Raw genomic sequence first — 16212 nt, forward strand, 5'->3', positions numbered from 1 at the left:
TTGCTCAGTGCCGGGTTGGAGCGAAGCGGCCGTTCGGCCAGGCTTACGGTCGGACACCATATATCCCAGTCTCCGACCCGGTGACTCAGTGCCGGGTTGGAGCGAGGCTTGACGGGTGTGGGCTTCCCCTTGGGTTGAGCCCGTAAAGAAAATGCCGGCGGCATTTTTAGGATTCAGGCGAGCCGGCAAGCGAGCGGATAATGCGCGGCCGAGGGCCGTCCGCTCTTGCGGTTGAAGCTGTCGGCGGAGCCGACTGATGAGGGCATGCAAACGAAGCCTCATTCACTACCTCATCCGACCGATTTCGTCGCCCACCTTCACTCGCCAGAAAAGACAAGTATGAATCCAGTCCCCCGCCAGACGAACGTCTGATGGGGGACTGCTTGGTGACAGTGCGCCCCCGCCGGCGGGGGCTCCCGCGAAGCGGGTGGGGGTGGTTAAACAGAAATCCCCGGGCCTAGTTCGGGAGGGTGGAGTCGCGCTGGACCAGACGGCAGGAGACGTATTCGGTGCCGTGATGGGGTTTGCCGTTGATCGCGTCGAGCAGGGCGCGGGCGGCGACATGGCCGATCTCCTCAGTGCAGTTGTCGATGCTGGTCAGCGGCGGATCGGCATCCGGCGCGAGCAGCGATCGATTATCGTGGCCGATCACCGCCACCTGGCCGGGGATGTCGATGCCGCGGTCGTGCAGTACGCTCATGCATCCGCGCGCGATTTCGTCGCTCTGGCACACCACCGCGTCGAAATCCACGTTCTGATCAAGCAGCAGACGGGTGGCCGCGCGCCCCCAGGATTCCGACCATTGCGAAAACCGTACCGGTCCCGCCGGTTCCAGATTCGCCTCATGCAACGCCCGCATGGCTCCCTGCAGACGGTCCTGCGAGGCCTTGGGGGATCCGAGCCGCAGATTGTGCGCGCCCGCCGTCGTGTCACTGCCGCCGATGATGGCGATCTTCCGTTTGCCGCAGGAAATCAGATGGTTCACCGCCATCGCGCCCGCTTCGACGTTGTCGCACGCGATCGAACAGTCATTGGGATCTGCCGAGGGCGCATAGGCGTACACCACCGGCACATGGTCCGGGGTGTCGAGATGCGGTCGGGGCGTGGTCTCGTCGCCCACGATCAGCAGGCCGTCCACATTGCGCGACAGCAGAAACGACAGATGATTGCGCTCCAGCAGCGCGTCGCCGCGCGCATTGCACAGCAGCACGGTGTTGGACGTGACGCCGAGTTCGTCCTCCGCGCCCAGCAGGATCGGCGTGCAGAAGCGGCCCGTGAGATCGGAGGTGATCACGCCGATGGAGTTCGTGTGGCCGGAGATCAGCGAACGGGCTTGGGCATTGGGAATGTATGAGAGCTGTTCGGCGGCTTCGTGCACGCGCTTGCGGGTGGCGTCGCTGACGTGCGGCTGATTATTCAGCGCCTTGGACGCGGTGGCAAGGGACACCCCGGCCTGTGCCGCTACCTCGGCCAGCGTGGCTTTCTTCGCTCCATGGGTTACTGCTGCCATAACTACTTTCTTTCACTGCTCAATACTGCCAGCGGTGTCGCATCCCCATCGACCGTTCACCGCATACGATTATAGGCAACTGACGTTCGCTGGGAATACGTTTTCGCAATTGTGTTCGGATTGCGGATGAACGCGGCCTTACAACTCGATATCCCGGTTCCAGCGGCAATCGCTCAACAGCCCTCGTGAGACATGCCTTACCCTTTTATTTTCAACGGGTTTGGGGATTTAATACCCCCTTCCTGCGGATATTCGGGTAATTTGCGAAATAGGCAGTTGTGAGGCTTTCCCCTCAGCACTCGGTCACGTTGACGGCCAGACCGCCCTTCGACGTCTCCTTGTACTTGCTCATCATGTCGAGTCCGGTCTCCTTCATCGTCTTGATCGCCTGGTCCAACGACACGATGTGCGATCCGTCGCCCAGCAACGCCATGCGAGCCGCATTGATGGCGGTGTTGCTGGCCATGGCGTTGCGCTCGATGCAGGGAATCTGCACCAATCCGCCGATCGGGTCGCAGGTCAGACCCAGATTGTGTTCGATGCCGATCTCGGCTGCGTTCTCCACCTGCGTCGGCGTGCCGCCGAGCACCGCGCACAGTCCTCCGGCCGCCATCGAACAGGCCGATCCGACCTCCCCCTGACAGCCGACCTCCGCGCCGGAGATCGAGGCGTTGCGCTTGAACAGGTATCCGATGGCGGCCGCGGTGAGCAGGAACCGGCATACGCCGTTCGCGTCCGCTCCATCGACCAGCCACCAGTAGTAGTGCAGTACGGCGGGAATGATGCCGGCCGATCCGTTGGTCGGCGCGGTGACGATCCGGCCGCCTCCCGCGTTCTCCTCGCTGACGGCCAGAGCGAACAGGTCCACCCATTCGGCGTCGGAAGCGTGGGCAAAGGCCTTTCGCTCGGTTTCCCCCTCGAAGATGTCAAGCGATCGGGGACGCAGCCGCTGGTACAGCTTGGCGGCCCGTCGGGGAACGTGCAGTCCTCCGGGCAGCAGGCGCTCGGTGCTGGTGCAGCCGTTGCGCACGCAGTCTCGCATCACATGCCAGATGCGGTACAGCTGACGCCGGGTCTCGGCCTCCGGTCTTACGGCGTTTTCGTTCTGCCACATGATCTGCGCGATGCTCATCTGATTGTCATTGCACAGCTTCACCAGTTCGGTGGCCGAGGTGAAGGGGAAGGGGACGTCGGGGCCGGACTCGGCGTCGTCGGATTTCGACGTGCCGCCATGCTTGTTGGCGAGTTTTTCGGCCAGCTCGTCCTCGTAGGCGATGAATCCGCCGCCGATCGAATAGATCACGTCCTCCCGCAGCAGCTTTCCCCTGCCGTCGGTGGCGCGGAACCGCATGCGGTTCGGGTGCAGACGCGGCGAATGCCACAGGTCGAATTCGATGTCGTCGCGGGAGAACGGGATCTCCCTCACGCCGCCGAGGCGCAGCTTGCCGAGGGCGGAACAGCGATCCAGACCGTGCAGGACGTCGTCTGGCGGGACGGTCTCCGGCGTCTTGCCTTCGAGACCGGTCAGGGTGGCGCGGTCGGTGCCGTGCCCCAGGCCGGTCTGCGCCAACGATCCGGACAGCGTGACATGGATGCGGGCGGTGCGATCGAGCAGATCCTGATCGGCCAATGACCTGACGAAGGCGTTGGCCGCCCGCATCGGGCCCACCGTATGCGACGACGACGGGCCGATCCCGATGGAGAACATATCCAATACGCTGAGCACGCTGCCTCCCTGTACGTCGCCGTCATATGGTGGACCGCGGTGTATACCACGGTCCATTGCTACGTGTCAGCATAGATGTCGTGCGATAAACGTTGCGTTACGGGTCGCGGGATCGTCGGCTGGGTTTGGTGGTCGTCGGCGGGGTTTGGTGGTCGGGCGGCTGGACAGTCGGACGGTTGGTCGGCCCCGACGATCGGCCGGACCGTGTCGGCCGGACGGTTGGGCGGGTCAGGTGAACAACAGCGAAACGTTGCCGGGAAAACCGTATGGATTGCCGGCGAAGGTGCTAATTTCGATAGCAACATGCATGGTTCCGCGGCGAATGGGCGCGAACGGAACGGAAAGGTGCTGCAATGAGTAGGAAATCGGCGAAGGCGTTGCGGACGCATAGGGCGCTGCGATCCGGATTCGGCAAGACGGTTCGCAATACGGCGATCACCGGTGGTGTGGCCGCCGGTCTGGGGGCGTGGGCGATCGCGCCGCGCACGCTGATCGACGCGCGACGCCATCATGTGCCGCAGATCCCGCAGGTGTTCTACGCGCATCGCGGTCTGCACGACGCCGGCTCCGGTCTGTCGGTCGGTACGGTGTCGGAGCGCTGCGCCTACGTCGATTACGCGCGGGAGTGCGCGATCCGGGCCGGATACGGCAGCGCGGATTTCGACGGTCCCGTCGCCCCGGAGAATTCGCTGGCGTCGTTCGCGGCGGCCTGCGAGGCGGGGTACGGCATCGAGCTTGACATCCAGCTCACCCGGGACGGCAAGGTCGTGGTGGTGCATGACGGCGATCTGAAGCGCGTGGCCGGCGATCCGCGGCGGATCAAGGATCTCACCTACGACGAGCTGACCCGCATCCCGCTGTTCCCCGCTCCGGCGAAGTCCGGTGATTTCAAGGCCGAGCTGCCGTCGAACCACGAGTGGGATGTGGCGCCGAAGGGCTACTACCAGCATGTGCCGCTGTTCGAGGACGTGCTCAAGGTGGTGGCCGGGCGTGTGCCGCTGATCGTGGAGTACAAGTTCGACGGGTACGGATGGTCGGACGCCGACGACGAGCTGATGGAGAAGGGCGACGAGCTGCTGCGCGCCTACGACGGGCCGTATGTGATCGAATCGTTCCATCCGGGCGCGGTGCACTGGTACAAGGAGCACCGGCCGGAGGTGAACCGCGGCCAGCTCGCCGAGGCGGGGGAGTTCTCGCTGGCGGACGGCAAGTGGAAGGACTGGCTGTGCGGGCTGCTGATCTTCAACTGGTTGGGACGCCCGGACTTCGTGGCGTATGACTGGCATGGCGGCGATCAGGCGCAGGTGCGGCTGGCCCGCAAGATGGGCGCCTCGACCGTGTCGTGGACGGTCCGCAGCTCCAACGAGCTCGAACGGTGCGCGCCCTACTTCGACTACCACATCTTCGAGGCCTTCATCCCCGACGCCGCCGCGGGAACGGTGGAGTAGCGGCGATCGGGCCGGGGAGGAATAAGGCCGGGGAGTAGCGGCGGGGTGCCGCTCTCTCCGGGCGGTCGGGCTGCTGTCGGATGACCAGGCTGTCGGATGACCGGGTAACCACTGCTGGCGTCTGGGCGCCCGCTATTTGTGGTAGGGTTCGCCGGCGTTGATCTTGTAGGCGCGGTAGATCTGTTCGAGCAGGATGACGCGCATGAGCTGATGGGGGAAGGTCATCTTCGAGAAGCTCAGCGCATAGTCCGCGCGGCGCAGCACCTCGTCGGCCAGACCGATCGAGCCGCCGATGACCATCTGGATGTGGCTTTCGCCGCGTAGACCGAGTTGGGCGATGTGGGCGGCGAGGCCTTCGGAGGTGAGCATCTTGCCGTCGATGGCCAACGCGATCACGTAGGCGTTCGGCTTGATGTGCTTGAGGATCCGCTCGCCTTCCTTGGCCTTGATCTGCCGTTCCACGCCTTCGCTGGCGTGCTCGGGGGTCTTTTCGTCCTGCACTTCGATGATGTTGAGCTTGCAGTAGCGGCTCAGGCGCTTGGAGTATTCGGCGATGGCGTCGCGCAGGTAGCGTTCCTTGACCTTGCCGACGGCGATGATGTCGATGTTCATGAGGCCCAGTGTAGCGAGGCTGGCGTAGTGGGCGGTCGGCGGGGGCGATGTGTGTTCGGGGGTGGGGCTGTCAGGAACAATCGGTGATCGTTTGTCCGGAAAGACGCGAGGGGTGAAGTCCTATGCTCCCGCCGGCGGGAGCTGTCATGCATGGCATGACTGAGGGTGGTCGCATCGCTTGATCTCCCCCAGTCAGCAAAGCTGACAGCCACCTCCAGAGGGGGCAAACATATAACGATCCGTCGAACCTTCCGCAACAACCCTGCTGACTTGCGTGGAGTTGGCTGACGTGTGCGGCTTCAAGGCGCGGGATACGAAGGCGTACGAGGGTACGTCGAGTATCCCGCAACGCAGAAGACGCTCTTCTCTGTCATGCAGGTCGTTGATTAATGCGTGTGTCCTCTAGGCGCGGAAGGTGAAGGCGTACCAAGGTACGTCGAACCTTCCGTAACGACGAGGACACTCCATTAATCGACGACCCCATAGAGGCGATCGCCGGCGTCGCCCAAACCCGGCACAATATACGCCTTGTCGTTGAGGTGATCGTCGACGGCGGCGACGACGACGCGGACGTTGATGTCGGGGTTGACTTCGTCTTCGAGGCGCTTGAGGCCTTCGGGGGCGGCGAGGACGTCGATGCAGGTGATTTCGCGGGCGCCGCGCTCGGCGAGGTAGTGGATGGCGGCGACGAGGGTGCCGCCGGTGGCGAGCATGGGGTCGACGAGGAAGACGTGGCGGCCGGTGAGGTCGTCGGGGAGGCGGTTGGCGTAGGTGATGATGTCGAGGGTTTCCTCGTCACGCTTCATGCCGAGGAAGCCGACTTCGGCGGTGGGGAGGAGCTTCATCATGCCGTCGAGCATGCCGAGTCCGGCGCGGAGGATCGGGACGATCATGGGGCGGGGAGGGGCGATGCGCTTGCCGACCATCGGGGCCACGGGGGTTTCGATGGGCTTGTCTTCGAGAAGCAGGTCTCGGGTGGCTTCGTAGGCTTCCAGCATGACGATCTCGCTGACGAGTTCGCGGAAGGTGCTGGAGGGCGTGTTCTTGTCGCGAAGGACGGTGAGTTTATGATCCACCAACGGGTGGGAAACAACATGCAATTCCATAGGGCCCAGCTTAGCGCGAACACTGCCTTGCCGCGCGCCTGACGGGATGCCGGTCGTCGCCGGTCTTGACGGCGGCTGGGACCGGTGTTTTACCGTCGCTTGCTGGCGAAGAATTCGGTGAGCAGGGTGCGGCATTCCGGTTCGCGGATGTGGCCGTAGACTTCGGGGATGGTGCCGACGTGTGGGTCGCGGGGAATGTCCCATACGGAGCCGCAGGCGCCGAGTTTGGCGTCCCAGGCGCCGAACACGATTCGTCCGATGTGGGAGGTGATTGCCGCTCCGGCGCACATCGGGCATGGTTCCAGGGTGACGATCAGCGTGCAGTCGTCGAGGTTCCAGTGGCCGAGGTGGGCGGCGGCTTCGCGCATGGCTTCCACTTCGGCGTGAGCGAGCGGGTCGCCGTCGAGTTCCCGTCGGTTGCGGCCTCGGCCGATCACCTGCCCTTGGGCGTTGCAGACGATGGCGCCGACCGGGACGTCGCCGCTGTTCCGCGCGGCTTCGCGGGCCAGGGTCAGTGCTTCGCCCATGGCGCGGTCCATGGTCGTTCGGTCCCAGTGATAGGGCTGTGAATCCGGTTGCTGAGTCGGCATCGTCATGGTTCAAGGGTAACGGCTGGGCTGGGGCGGACTGGGGAGTGCGGGTTGGGTATCAGAGAGTCGGGTATCGGGGATCGGTCGGGTATTGGGAAATCCTATGGGCGTGATCGGAAGCGTCTTGATGAGTGACGGGAATGTTTCGCCGGTAACGTGACGGAAATGGTGGGGCAACCAAACCGCGTGGATCGGATCGTACCGTAAAGGGCAATGACGAGGTCGATGGATCTCGTCGCACGGGCCGGACCGACCGGCCGTAAGGGGGAAGCTGCCATGAATCCGAGTGTGCAGATGCTGGAAGCGACGCGTACCGATCGTGATGCCGATGAGGAGCCGATGGGGGTTCGTGAATTCGTGCAGGAGATGCGGATCAGGTTCGTGCGGACGTTCCTCCGGCCGATTGCCATGACCGATGATCTGCTGAACGGGTGATGAGCCCTGGTGCCTGTTGTGTTCTTGGTGCCCGCTGTGTTCTTAGTGCCCGTTGCGTCCGCGCTGTGTCTCTTCGTTCGGCGCGTTCGTCTCGGGCACTAATCCCACAAATGCCCCCTCTCGCCGCTGCCTGACGGGAGGGGTCCTTTCGTATTCTATCGGCTTCGTCGGCGTTGTGGCCAATGTCGGTTACCCGGGCGATTGCGGCCGGCTATTAGGACCTATCTTCGTTCTGCGGGCAGATTTCGTGCCTGTGCAGACACCTATCTGTATTCTGAGGGCACATTTTGCCGAACATCCCAAGTATGACCGTTGATATTGCAATGAACGTACTCGCGATATGCCTCTTTAAAGACCCCAAGAATGAAGATAGGTGCCTGCAAGGTCCCCAAAAGTGCCCCAAGAATGGAGATAGGTCGCTGAGAGCCCCTCAGCAAGCCGTCAGGAGACCTCAGTGGAGCTGATAGGCCCTCATCCAGTCGCCGAGAGGCTCTAACCTGTAGCGATTGCCGCCCGATTCCGCAAAGTGGGCGGCATCCCGCGGTTTGTTGAGACGAATGCATAGGATGAAACGCATGGATCAGAAAGACGTCATCAAGAATTTGCAGCGCGACCATGCGGCGGAGCTCAAGCTCGCAGCGCAGCGACTCAAGGGTACCGCACGCCACACTCCCATCACGCCTTCCCCGGTGCTGAGCGAGATGACCGGCCACAAGATTCTGCTCAAGCCCGAGAATCTGCAGGTCACCGGATCGTTCAAGATCCGCGGCGCCTACAACAAGATCGCCTCCCTTTCCGAAGAGGAGCTGGCCCACGGCATCGTGACCGCATCCGCCGGCAACCACGCACAGGGCGTGGCCTACGCCGCCCGCGAACGTGGCGCCAAGGCCACGATCTGCATGCCGCAGATCACCCCGCCGCTCAAGGTGGACGCCACCAAGGCGTACGGCGCCGACGTGGTGCTTTACGGCGACGTGTTCGACGAGGCCGCCGCCCACGCCCGTGAGCTGAGCGAAACCAAGGGCATGACCTTCGTGCATCCCTTCGACGACTATGAGGTGCTGTGCGGTCAGGGCACCATCGGCCTCGAGATCCTCGAGGACGTCCCCGACGTGACCGATGTGGTCGTGCCGCTGGGCGGCGGCGGCCTCGGCGCCGGCGTGGCGCTCGCCATCAAGACCTTCAAGCCCGAGGTGCGCGTGATCGGCGCGATCCCCGAGGGCAGCCCCGCCTTCCTCAACTCGTTCCGCGCCGGCCGCGTGGTGGAGGCCGACCGGGTCGTCACCTCCGCCGAAGGCGTGGCGGTGAAGCACCCCGGCGATCTGACGTTCGCCCTGCTCAATGAGTTCCTCGACGATCTCGTCACCGTCACCGAGCGCGACATCAACGAGATGATCCTGCTCATGCTCGAAAAGCACAAGCTGGTGGTGGAGGCCGCCGGCGCCGTGTCGCTCGCCGCGCTGGAGCATCTCAACCTGCGTTCGCGCAAGTTCGCCGCCGCCGGTGGCGATCATGTGGTGGTGCCGATCATGTCCGGCGGCAACATCGACACCGTGACCATGGGTGCGGTGATCCAGAAGGGCATGATCGCCCGCGGCCGCATCATGAACTTCGAGGTGGAACTGCCCGATACGCCCGGTCAGCTGGTGGCCGTGGCCACGCTGCTGGCCAAGGAGCGCGCCAACGTCATCGCTTTGGACCACGACCAGTTCAAGGCGTCCGGCCACTACACCAACGCCGTGTCGCTGGGCGTGACCGTGGAAACGAACGGTCCGGACCACATCGACCGCATTCTCCAGGCGCTGCGCGAGGCCGGATTCCAGCCCAAGCGCGTGTACTGACCGCGGACGACTGACCGAAAGCAGAGGCGGCCGACCGTGAACGGGCGCCGACCGGCGATGTCGTCACCGGATCGTGGTGAGGTATCAGATCGCAGCGGGGCACTGGAGCGACGTGGGGCATCGGATCGCCGTCCCGGCGCATCCACAGCTCAGATCGTGGTGCGGATCCTCGAGGTGCTGTCGCAGCATACCGACCGCGAGCATGGCATGACGTTGGAGACGTTGTGCTCGCTGGTCGGCGCCTCGGCCAAGACCCTGCGCGGGCATCTGCGGATGCTGGAGGAGATCCGTCCGTTCGGCCGCCGGATCGGCCGTCTGCGCAAGGCCGATATCACGGATGCACTCGCGCCGGACGCCACCGTCGGCTGGTACATGGAGCCGGTGCTTGACGCCGCGCAGGTGCGGCTGCTGGCCGACAGTCTTGCGCTCTCCCGCATCAACGCGGACACGACCCGGGAACTACTCGACCGTCTGCAGGCACTGTCCGGGGTGTCGGGCGGCGACATCGCGATCGACCAGATCGCGGCGCCGCGGCACTACAACCGCGAGTTCCTGATCAACATCGAGAAACTCAACGATGCGATCCGCGCCGAACGGGTGGTGCGATACCGCTACTGCCGGTACGACGACTCCGGCGAACTCGTGCCGCGCGTCGACGAGACGGGGCGGATCAAGCGGTATGCGGCAGACCCGTACCAGATGCTGTACAAGAACGGCCGGTATTATCTGCTCTGCCACCGTCACGGATTGGCGAACCTGTCGTATCTGCACGTGGACCGGATCCGCGAGCTGGAACTGCTGCCGGAGAATGAACCGTTGCAGCGGCGGCTGGACGATTTCGCGGACGTCGGTCGGTTCGACATCGCCGAGCATATGGCCGAACGACCGTATCCGATGGGCGGGCCGGCCGTGGACATCCATATGCGGGTGACAGGATCGTTGGAGCCGGTGTTCGACTGGTTCGACCGGCCCGAGGTCACGCCGATCGCCGATGGCGCGGATGCGGTGGGTGTGCGCGCCTACGACGTTCATGTCCGCGCGAACGAGCGCGCCACGCTGTGGTGGGCCCTGCAGTACGCCGCCTTCGATTACGGCACCATCGAGATCCTCGAGCCGCAATCCCTGCGCGACTCCCTCCGCCAAGCCGGCCAATCCCTAGTCCGGCGATATGCCGATTGAGGGGAGGCTGTGCGACGTGTTGGCGAATTGTCTTAGTATCGATTTGATCGGTTTCGAAATGGTTCTGATCGAAAGCCGGCAAAGGAGCGACGATGAACGGGCATTATGCATGGATTGATGAAAGTGTTCGAACTCAGGGTTTGGGAGTTCCGACATATTTCATCGGGGCATGTATATGTGATATGGAAGAGGATGAGATTCGAAGGGTCTTATCGCCTCTTAAACCGGCCGGAGCAGCTAAATTACATTGGCGCGATATGACGCAGCGGCAAAAGCGACGGTCGATTCCCATAATACAGTCTCTTGGTTTAGCTCACATCGTGGTAGCGGCTACGCCGTTGGATGGAAATGTCGCTTCTGAGCGTGCAAGAAGAAAGTGTCTGGAATGCTTGCTGCCCATACTCGAAACGGACTATGGGGTAGGGGCGGCAATATTTGAATCTCGCAGTGAGGCGCAGGACATCAAGGATTACAAGTTCGTTCAAGGCTTGAGAAGCCGACGTTTTATTCAGACATTGCGAGTGGATTTCACGCCGGGTAAGGAGGATGCGCGCCTGTGGATGCCAGATCAGATACTTGGCGCCATAGGGGATGAGGAAGGCGGCGTGGACTTGTATCGTTCCTTTACCCAGATGGTCGTTCGGTACTCTGTAAATTTGCATGGGAATTCTTGAAATTCAGGTATGCTTGCAGCGCTTTACAGGAGTGCTACTATTTGAAATTAGAGCCAGTCTCTGCGGAGAAAATGGAAGTGAAGGCCGGATACCCTGTGCATCATGGGGACCGGCCTTTGCGCTATTTAGTATGGATTGTGCTCTTCGAGCATGTACTTAGGGAATCGCTGTTGGCGGCGGAGGAAGGATGCCGTCGCCAACAGCATGACTGGTGGTGCTCAGGCAGATAGGCTATTCGTTATCGCCGGCAGTAGCCGCGGTAGCGGAGATCGCTTCGACACCTGCGGCGCGGACCTCTGGCCACACCCAGTCGGTGTAGTCCGGGTGATCGTAGCCGTTGTCGACCGCGAACTTGAAGGCTTCGATGCGGAAGTCCTCGAGCTTCTTGATCTCGTCGGCGTACTTCTCGGCATCGATCAGGCGAAGTGCTTCAGCAGTGAGCTTATAGCGATCGATGTCATTGACTCGGACCATATCGAATGGTGTAGTGGTGGAACCCTGCTCCTGATATCCATGAATCGTGAAGTTATCGTGATTCGGGCGATCCCAGATCAGTCCCCGCACCTCATGTGCATAGGAATGGTAGGCCATGAGCACAGGCTTGTCCGCACTGAACAGTTCCGTAAACTCGGCATCTGTGAGAGCTTCATCGTTTTCCGACGAATTCTGCAGCCGCAGCAGATCAACCACATTGACGAACCGATACTTGATGCCCAGACCATTGAGCTTATCGGCTGCCGCAAGGGCTTCCTGTGTAGGCACGTCGCCGATAGCTGCGATTACGATGTCTTCCTCGCCGGGCTTCGCATTGGAGGCCCACTTCCACTCGGCGGCACCCTTCTCGAGCTCGGCGCGAGCCTCGTCGAGGGTCAGCCAAGTGGCAGCCGGCTGCTTGCCGGCTACGATCGCATTGATCTTATTCACCGACTTGTAAGCGCGCTCGCCCACTGCAAGAACCATGTTCGCATCGGCAGGGAAGGAGATTTCTACGATGTGGTCGTTGTTGAAGTTTTTGTTCAGCAACACCGAGATCACGCCCGGATCCTGATGGGAGAAACCGTTGTGATCCTGACGCCACACATGTGAAGAAATCAGCAGGTTCAGGGAGGCGATCGGCTTGCGCCACGGGATTTCGCGCACTGTGGATTCCAACCACTTGGCGTGCTGGTTGAGCATGGAATCGATCACGTGCACGAAGGACTCGTAGGAGCTCCAGATGCCGTGACGACCGGTGAGCAGGTAGCCCTCCAGGAAGCCTTCCATCTGGTGCTCGGAGAGCTGCTCGATTACCTGACCAGTAACGGCAAGATGCTCATCAACCTGCGATGAAAGATATTCGGCATCCCACTGCTTATCCGTGACCTCATAAACTGCTCCCAAGCGGTTCGAAGCGGTTTCGTCCGGTCCGAATACGCGGAACGAATCGGGGTTAAGCCTGATTACATCGCGGGTATAAATGCCAAGACGGCGGCTAGCTTCGAGCTGTCCCCAGCCGTGCCCATACTTTTCCACTTCGCGAACCGCGTAATCGTCAAGATTGGGAAGAACGAGGTCTTCTCGCAGCAGACCGCCATTCGCATTGGGATTTGCTCCGATGCGCAGTTCGCCCTGCGGCATGAACTTGGTGACCTCGGGGCGGATGGCGCCCTTGTCGTCGAACAGCTCCTCGGGCTTGTAGGACTGCAGCCACTTCTTGAGCACGTTGAAGTGCTCCTCGGTGTCGCGGGCGGAGGCCAGCGGCACCTGGTGGGAGCGCCAGGAGCCCTCGGTCTTCTTGCCGTCGATGAACTTCGGGCAGGTCCAGCCCTTCGGGGTGCGGAAGATGATCATCGGGTAGAACGGGCGGTGCACGTCGTCGGTGTTGGCCGTGGCCTTGATGTCGCAGATCTCGTCGAAGACGGTCTCGAACAGCTCGGCGAAGCGGCGGTGGATCGACAGGTGGTCCTCGTCGTCGAAGCCGGCGACGAACTCGTACGGCTCGTAGCCCATGCCGTGGAAGAACTCGTGCAGCTCCTCGTCGGAGATGCGGGAGAGGATCGTCGGGTTGGCGATCTTGTAGCCGTTGAGGTGCAGGATCGGCAGCACGATGCCGTCGGTGCGCGGGTTGACGAGCTTGTTGGACTGCCACGATGTGGCGAGAGGACCGGTTTCCGCTTCGCCGTCTCCAACGATCGTTGGTACGAACAGGCTGGGATTGTTCATTGCCGCGCCGAATGCATGGCTTAGTGCATAGCCCAGTTCTCCGCCTTCGTGAATGGAGCCCGGGGTCTCCGGCGAGAAGTGGGAGGGAATGCCACCCGGGTAGGAGAACTGGCGGAAGAACTTCTGCAAGCCAGCTTCGTCCCGAGTGATGTCCGGGTACGTTTCCGTATAGGTGCCATCAATATATGATTGTGCGACAGTTCCCGGGCCACTGTGACCAGGGCCGACAACGATCAACGTGTTCTGCCGATGATCGGCGATCAGACGGTTGATATGGCCGATGAGGAAATTCACGCCGGGGGTGGTGCCCCAGTGGCCGACCAAGCGGTGCTTCACATCCTCACGGGTGAAGGGCTCCTTCATCAGCGGGTTGCTGCGGAGGTAGATCTGGCCGATGGAAAGGTAGTTGGCGACTCGCCAATACTTGCTGACGCCTTCGATAGCTTCTTCAGACACGGGAGCGTTGAGCTTCTTCCAAGGAGTGCCAATAACGGGGTTTGCCATAGTAGTTATTGTTCTTTCTGTGATGGCGTTGTGCGACTAGTGGAATTGATTTTGTGATGATGATTAGAGATGGTTTTTTGAGGGATTTTCATGTGGATGCGGGTGCCGTGTGCAACGACACCCACATCCAATACAGGACGGAGTTGTAGGGGGCAGTCCTTAGATCTCTTCCAGCTCCTTCTTTGCTGTTTCTTTGGCGAACATGTAGGTGATGGCGCCGAGGAACAGCAGACCGGCGAAGACGCAGAACGGCATGAAGACCACTTCCGCAGTGGGGGAACCGCCGCCGATGAGCATGCCGACAACAAACGGTCCGAAGATTTTTGCGGTAGCGCCGATTCCGTAACCAAGACCAAGGCCGGTGGAGCGTGCCTCATTCGGGAACTGCTCGCCACCGAACGGGTTGAGCACGCCGAATGCGCCGTCGCCGAAGGTCATGACGATGAAGATACCGACGTAGAACAGCATGCCTGCGGAGTGCAGTGAAGAGGATCCTGCGGCGCTATGTGCCGCGAACGCAGCAATCAAGCAGCCGATACCGCCGACAACACCGCAGATGAACATGGTCCAGCGGCGGCCAATACGGTCCGAGATCCATGCGGATCCGAGGCGGCCGAGAAGATCACCCAGAGAAACGATCATGAACAGTGTGGAAACGGTGGCCGTGTCGAACTTGAACGACTGGCCGAGAATGGCCTGACCCCAGGACTGCACAGTGAACGAACCAGCGATGAAGCAGAAGGAACCAATAGTTACGATAGCCAGAGACTTCGGGTACTTCTTCAGGATCAGGGAGTAGGACGCATTCTTGGTGTGCTCGACGACCGGGAGTTCCCCAACTTCTTCGACAGGGATCTGCATGGCCCAAGCGTAAGCCTTGCGCGCCTCGTCGGCGCGGCCCTGAGACTGGAGGTAACGCGGGGATTCAGGGACGAAATGTGCCCAGATAACCAGAATGATCGGGATGCAGCCGAGCGCCATCAATCCACGCCAGCCGATGGCTCCGCCAAGAGTTCGGGTAGCAAGACCGCCAAGGAAGATGCCCAGAGGAATGAACACAGCGGTGAGTCCGGAAAGCAGTCCGCGCTGCTTAGCGGGGACGAATTCCTGTACGAACGGGATACTGGTGATACTCAGACCGCCGACGCCGATGCCGACGCCAATACGCATCACGGTGAGAAACAGCCATCCATCATTGGGAGTGAACAGCGATGCCGCGGTAAAAACAATCAGGACGATAATGCACCATACATAGGCGTGCTTACGGCCGAATCGGTCGGCTAGACGTCCCCAGAGAATCGATCCGATGACGGTGCCAACACCGGCGCCGGCAAGTACGATTCCCGACTGGAATCCGGTGAGCTGCCAGGATTGATCCTTCATCAACAGTTCGATGACGAATCCGATGAGGAACATATCGAAGAATTCCGAGATATTGCCTACGATGGCGAGGCCGATCAGTGATCGTTGGTTGCGAGTGAGGGGATGGTTGTCGATCTGTTGGGTGACTGGGATGGATGTACTCATGTTCTACTCCGTTGTAGATGAATGGTTAATGTGAATGATGATTAAGGGAGTGGTCGCGAATGACGTTGATCAGCAGAGACGCTGGTGATGTCGGTCAGGCTCCGGAACCTACGGGTTTCTGACCGTATTCCTTCAGATACCAGGTGCGTGCCTCTTCGATGGCAGAGGGATCTAGGGGCTGGACTGGGCCGAGTACCATGGAGAGATACGAGACTTCGGCTGTCTCCTCTACATAGGTTGCGGAACGTACGGCCTGTGCGGCATCTCTTCCAATGGTGAATACGCCATGATTACGTAGCAGTACGGCACTGCCGTCTCCGATATGTCTGACGATCTCCTCGCCAATGGCTTCGCCGCCGATGGTGGCATATCCGGTTACCGGAATAGGCTTCCCATAAAGATCTGCGGCCAGTGTGGTCAGTACGGGGATGTCTTCGCCTCGGATGGCAAAAACGGTGGCATACCGAGAATGAGTGTGTACAATGCCGCCCACGTCTTTTCTGGCGCGATAAACATAACAGTGACTCGCGGTATCTACTGATGGCTTGAGTTTACCTTCGACCAGCTTGCCGTTCTCGTCAACGATGACGATGTCGTCGGGGGTGAGATCCCGAAAGCTGACCCCGGAAGGCTTGATGGCGATCAATCCGGTCTCCGGGTCTCTCTGTGAGGCGTTTCCCGAGGTTCCGGCCACTAGCCCTGCTTCTGGCAGCGCCTTGTTGGCTGCGCAGACGGTTTCTTTGAGTTGTTCAAGCATATATTGGCTTCTCCTTCTGTCTCTGATTGGCATGGTGAATGGATCGGATTGCGTTGATGCGAGCGATGGATTGGTCCGATGTCAGTTGGACATCGGTCCGC

13 protein-coding genes are annotated in these 16212 nt (G+C 61.2%); 5 read left to right on the forward strand and 8 right to left on the reverse strand.

Annotated features, from left to right (window positions below):
* Positions 1-457: 457 nt before the first annotated feature.
* On the reverse strand, positions 458-1510 hold the full coding sequence (locus CSQ87_RS04710) for a LacI family DNA-binding transcriptional regulator (protein WP_100512735.1): 1053 nt from the start codon (positions 1508-1510) through the stop codon (positions 458-460).
* A 292-nt stretch (positions 1511-1802) separates the two neighbouring features.
* A complete protein-coding gene (locus tag CSQ87_RS04715; protein WP_100512736.1) occupies positions 1803-3236 on the reverse strand; it encodes an L-serine ammonia-lyase in 1434 nt (477 codons plus the stop codon).
* Between the two features lie 353 nt (positions 3237-3589).
* Between CSQ87_RS04715 and CSQ87_RS04720 the strand changes: the two genes are divergently transcribed.
* Positions 3590-4684: a glycerophosphodiester phosphodiesterase family protein gene (locus CSQ87_RS04720; RefSeq protein ID WP_100512737.1), complete on the forward strand. Its 1095-nt coding sequence runs from the start codon at positions 3590-3592 to the stop codon at positions 4682-4684.
* Positions 4685-4816: 132 nt separating this feature from the next.
* Here CSQ87_RS04720 and rlmH read toward each other — a convergent pair whose 3' ends face one another.
* The 3 genes from rlmH to CSQ87_RS04735 all read right to left on the reverse strand — a co-directional run bounded on the left by rlmH (position 4817) and on the right by CSQ87_RS04735 (position 6929).
* The gene (gene rlmH, locus CSQ87_RS04725; RefSeq protein WP_100512738.1) at positions 4817-5296 is read right to left on the reverse strand and encodes a 23S rRNA (pseudouridine(1915)-N(3))-methyltransferase RlmH; all 480 of its coding nucleotides are present in this window, start codon (positions 5294-5296) and stop codon (positions 4817-4819) included.
* 467 nt (positions 5297-5763) lie between these two features.
* Positions 5764-6402, reverse strand: coding sequence for a uracil phosphoribosyltransferase (gene upp / locus CSQ87_RS04730; RefSeq protein ID WP_100512739.1), 639 nt, complete (start codon positions 6400-6402; stop codon positions 5764-5766).
* 89 nt (positions 6403-6491) lie between these two features.
* The gene (locus tag CSQ87_RS04735; RefSeq protein WP_100512900.1) at positions 6492-6929 is read right to left on the reverse strand and encodes a nucleoside deaminase; all 438 of its coding nucleotides are present in this window, start codon (positions 6927-6929) and stop codon (positions 6492-6494) included.
* Positions 6930-7217: 288 nt separating this feature from the next.
* On the opposite strand from CSQ87_RS04735, the gene CSQ87_RS04740 reads away from it, so the two are divergent.
* The 4 genes from CSQ87_RS04740 (at position 7218) to CSQ87_RS04755 (ending at position 11121) form a co-directional block, all read left to right on the forward strand.
* Positions 7218-7427, forward strand: coding sequence for a hypothetical protein (locus tag CSQ87_RS04740; protein WP_100512740.1), 210 nt, complete (start codon positions 7218-7220; stop codon positions 7425-7427).
* Positions 7428-8002: 575 nt separating this feature from the next.
* On the forward strand, positions 8003-9268 hold the full coding sequence (ilvA, locus tag CSQ87_RS04745) for a threonine ammonia-lyase (protein WP_100512741.1): 1266 nt from the start codon (positions 8003-8005) through the stop codon (positions 9266-9268).
* Positions 9269-9442: 174 nt separating this feature from the next.
* Positions 9443-10447: a helix-turn-helix transcriptional regulator gene (locus CSQ87_RS04750; protein ID WP_243388834.1), complete on the forward strand. Its 1005-nt coding sequence runs from the start codon at positions 9443-9445 to the stop codon at positions 10445-10447.
* A gap of 92 nt (positions 10448-10539) precedes the next feature.
* Positions 10540-11121: a hypothetical protein gene (locus CSQ87_RS04755; protein ID WP_207761099.1), complete on the forward strand. Its 582-nt coding sequence runs from the start codon at positions 10540-10542 to the stop codon at positions 11119-11121.
* A 231-nt stretch (positions 11122-11352) separates the two neighbouring features.
* On the opposite strand, the gene CSQ87_RS04760 is transcribed toward CSQ87_RS04755, so the two are convergent.
* From CSQ87_RS04760 to CSQ87_RS04770, 3 genes are all read right to left on the reverse strand, one after another.
* Complete coding sequence (locus tag CSQ87_RS04760) at positions 11353-13827, reverse strand: phosphoketolase (protein ID WP_100512743.1); 2475 nt, start codon at positions 13825-13827, stop codon at positions 11353-11355.
* A 159-nt stretch (positions 13828-13986) separates the two neighbouring features.
* Entirely contained in the window at positions 13987-15354 is a 1368-nt protein-coding gene (locus CSQ87_RS04765) for an MFS transporter (RefSeq protein ID WP_100512744.1), read from the reverse strand.
* A gap of 94 nt (positions 15355-15448) precedes the next feature.
* Positions 15449-16111 (reverse strand): L-ribulose-5-phosphate 4-epimerase, encoded by a 663-nt coding sequence (locus CSQ87_RS04770; RefSeq protein WP_100512745.1) that lies wholly within the window; start codon positions 16109-16111, stop codon positions 15449-15451.
* Positions 16112-16212 lie beyond the last annotated feature (101 nt).

Source organism: Bifidobacterium simiarum, assembly GCF_002802905.1.
GTDB lineage: Bacteria > Actinomycetota > Actinomycetes > Actinomycetales > Bifidobacteriaceae > Galliscardovia > Galliscardovia simiarum.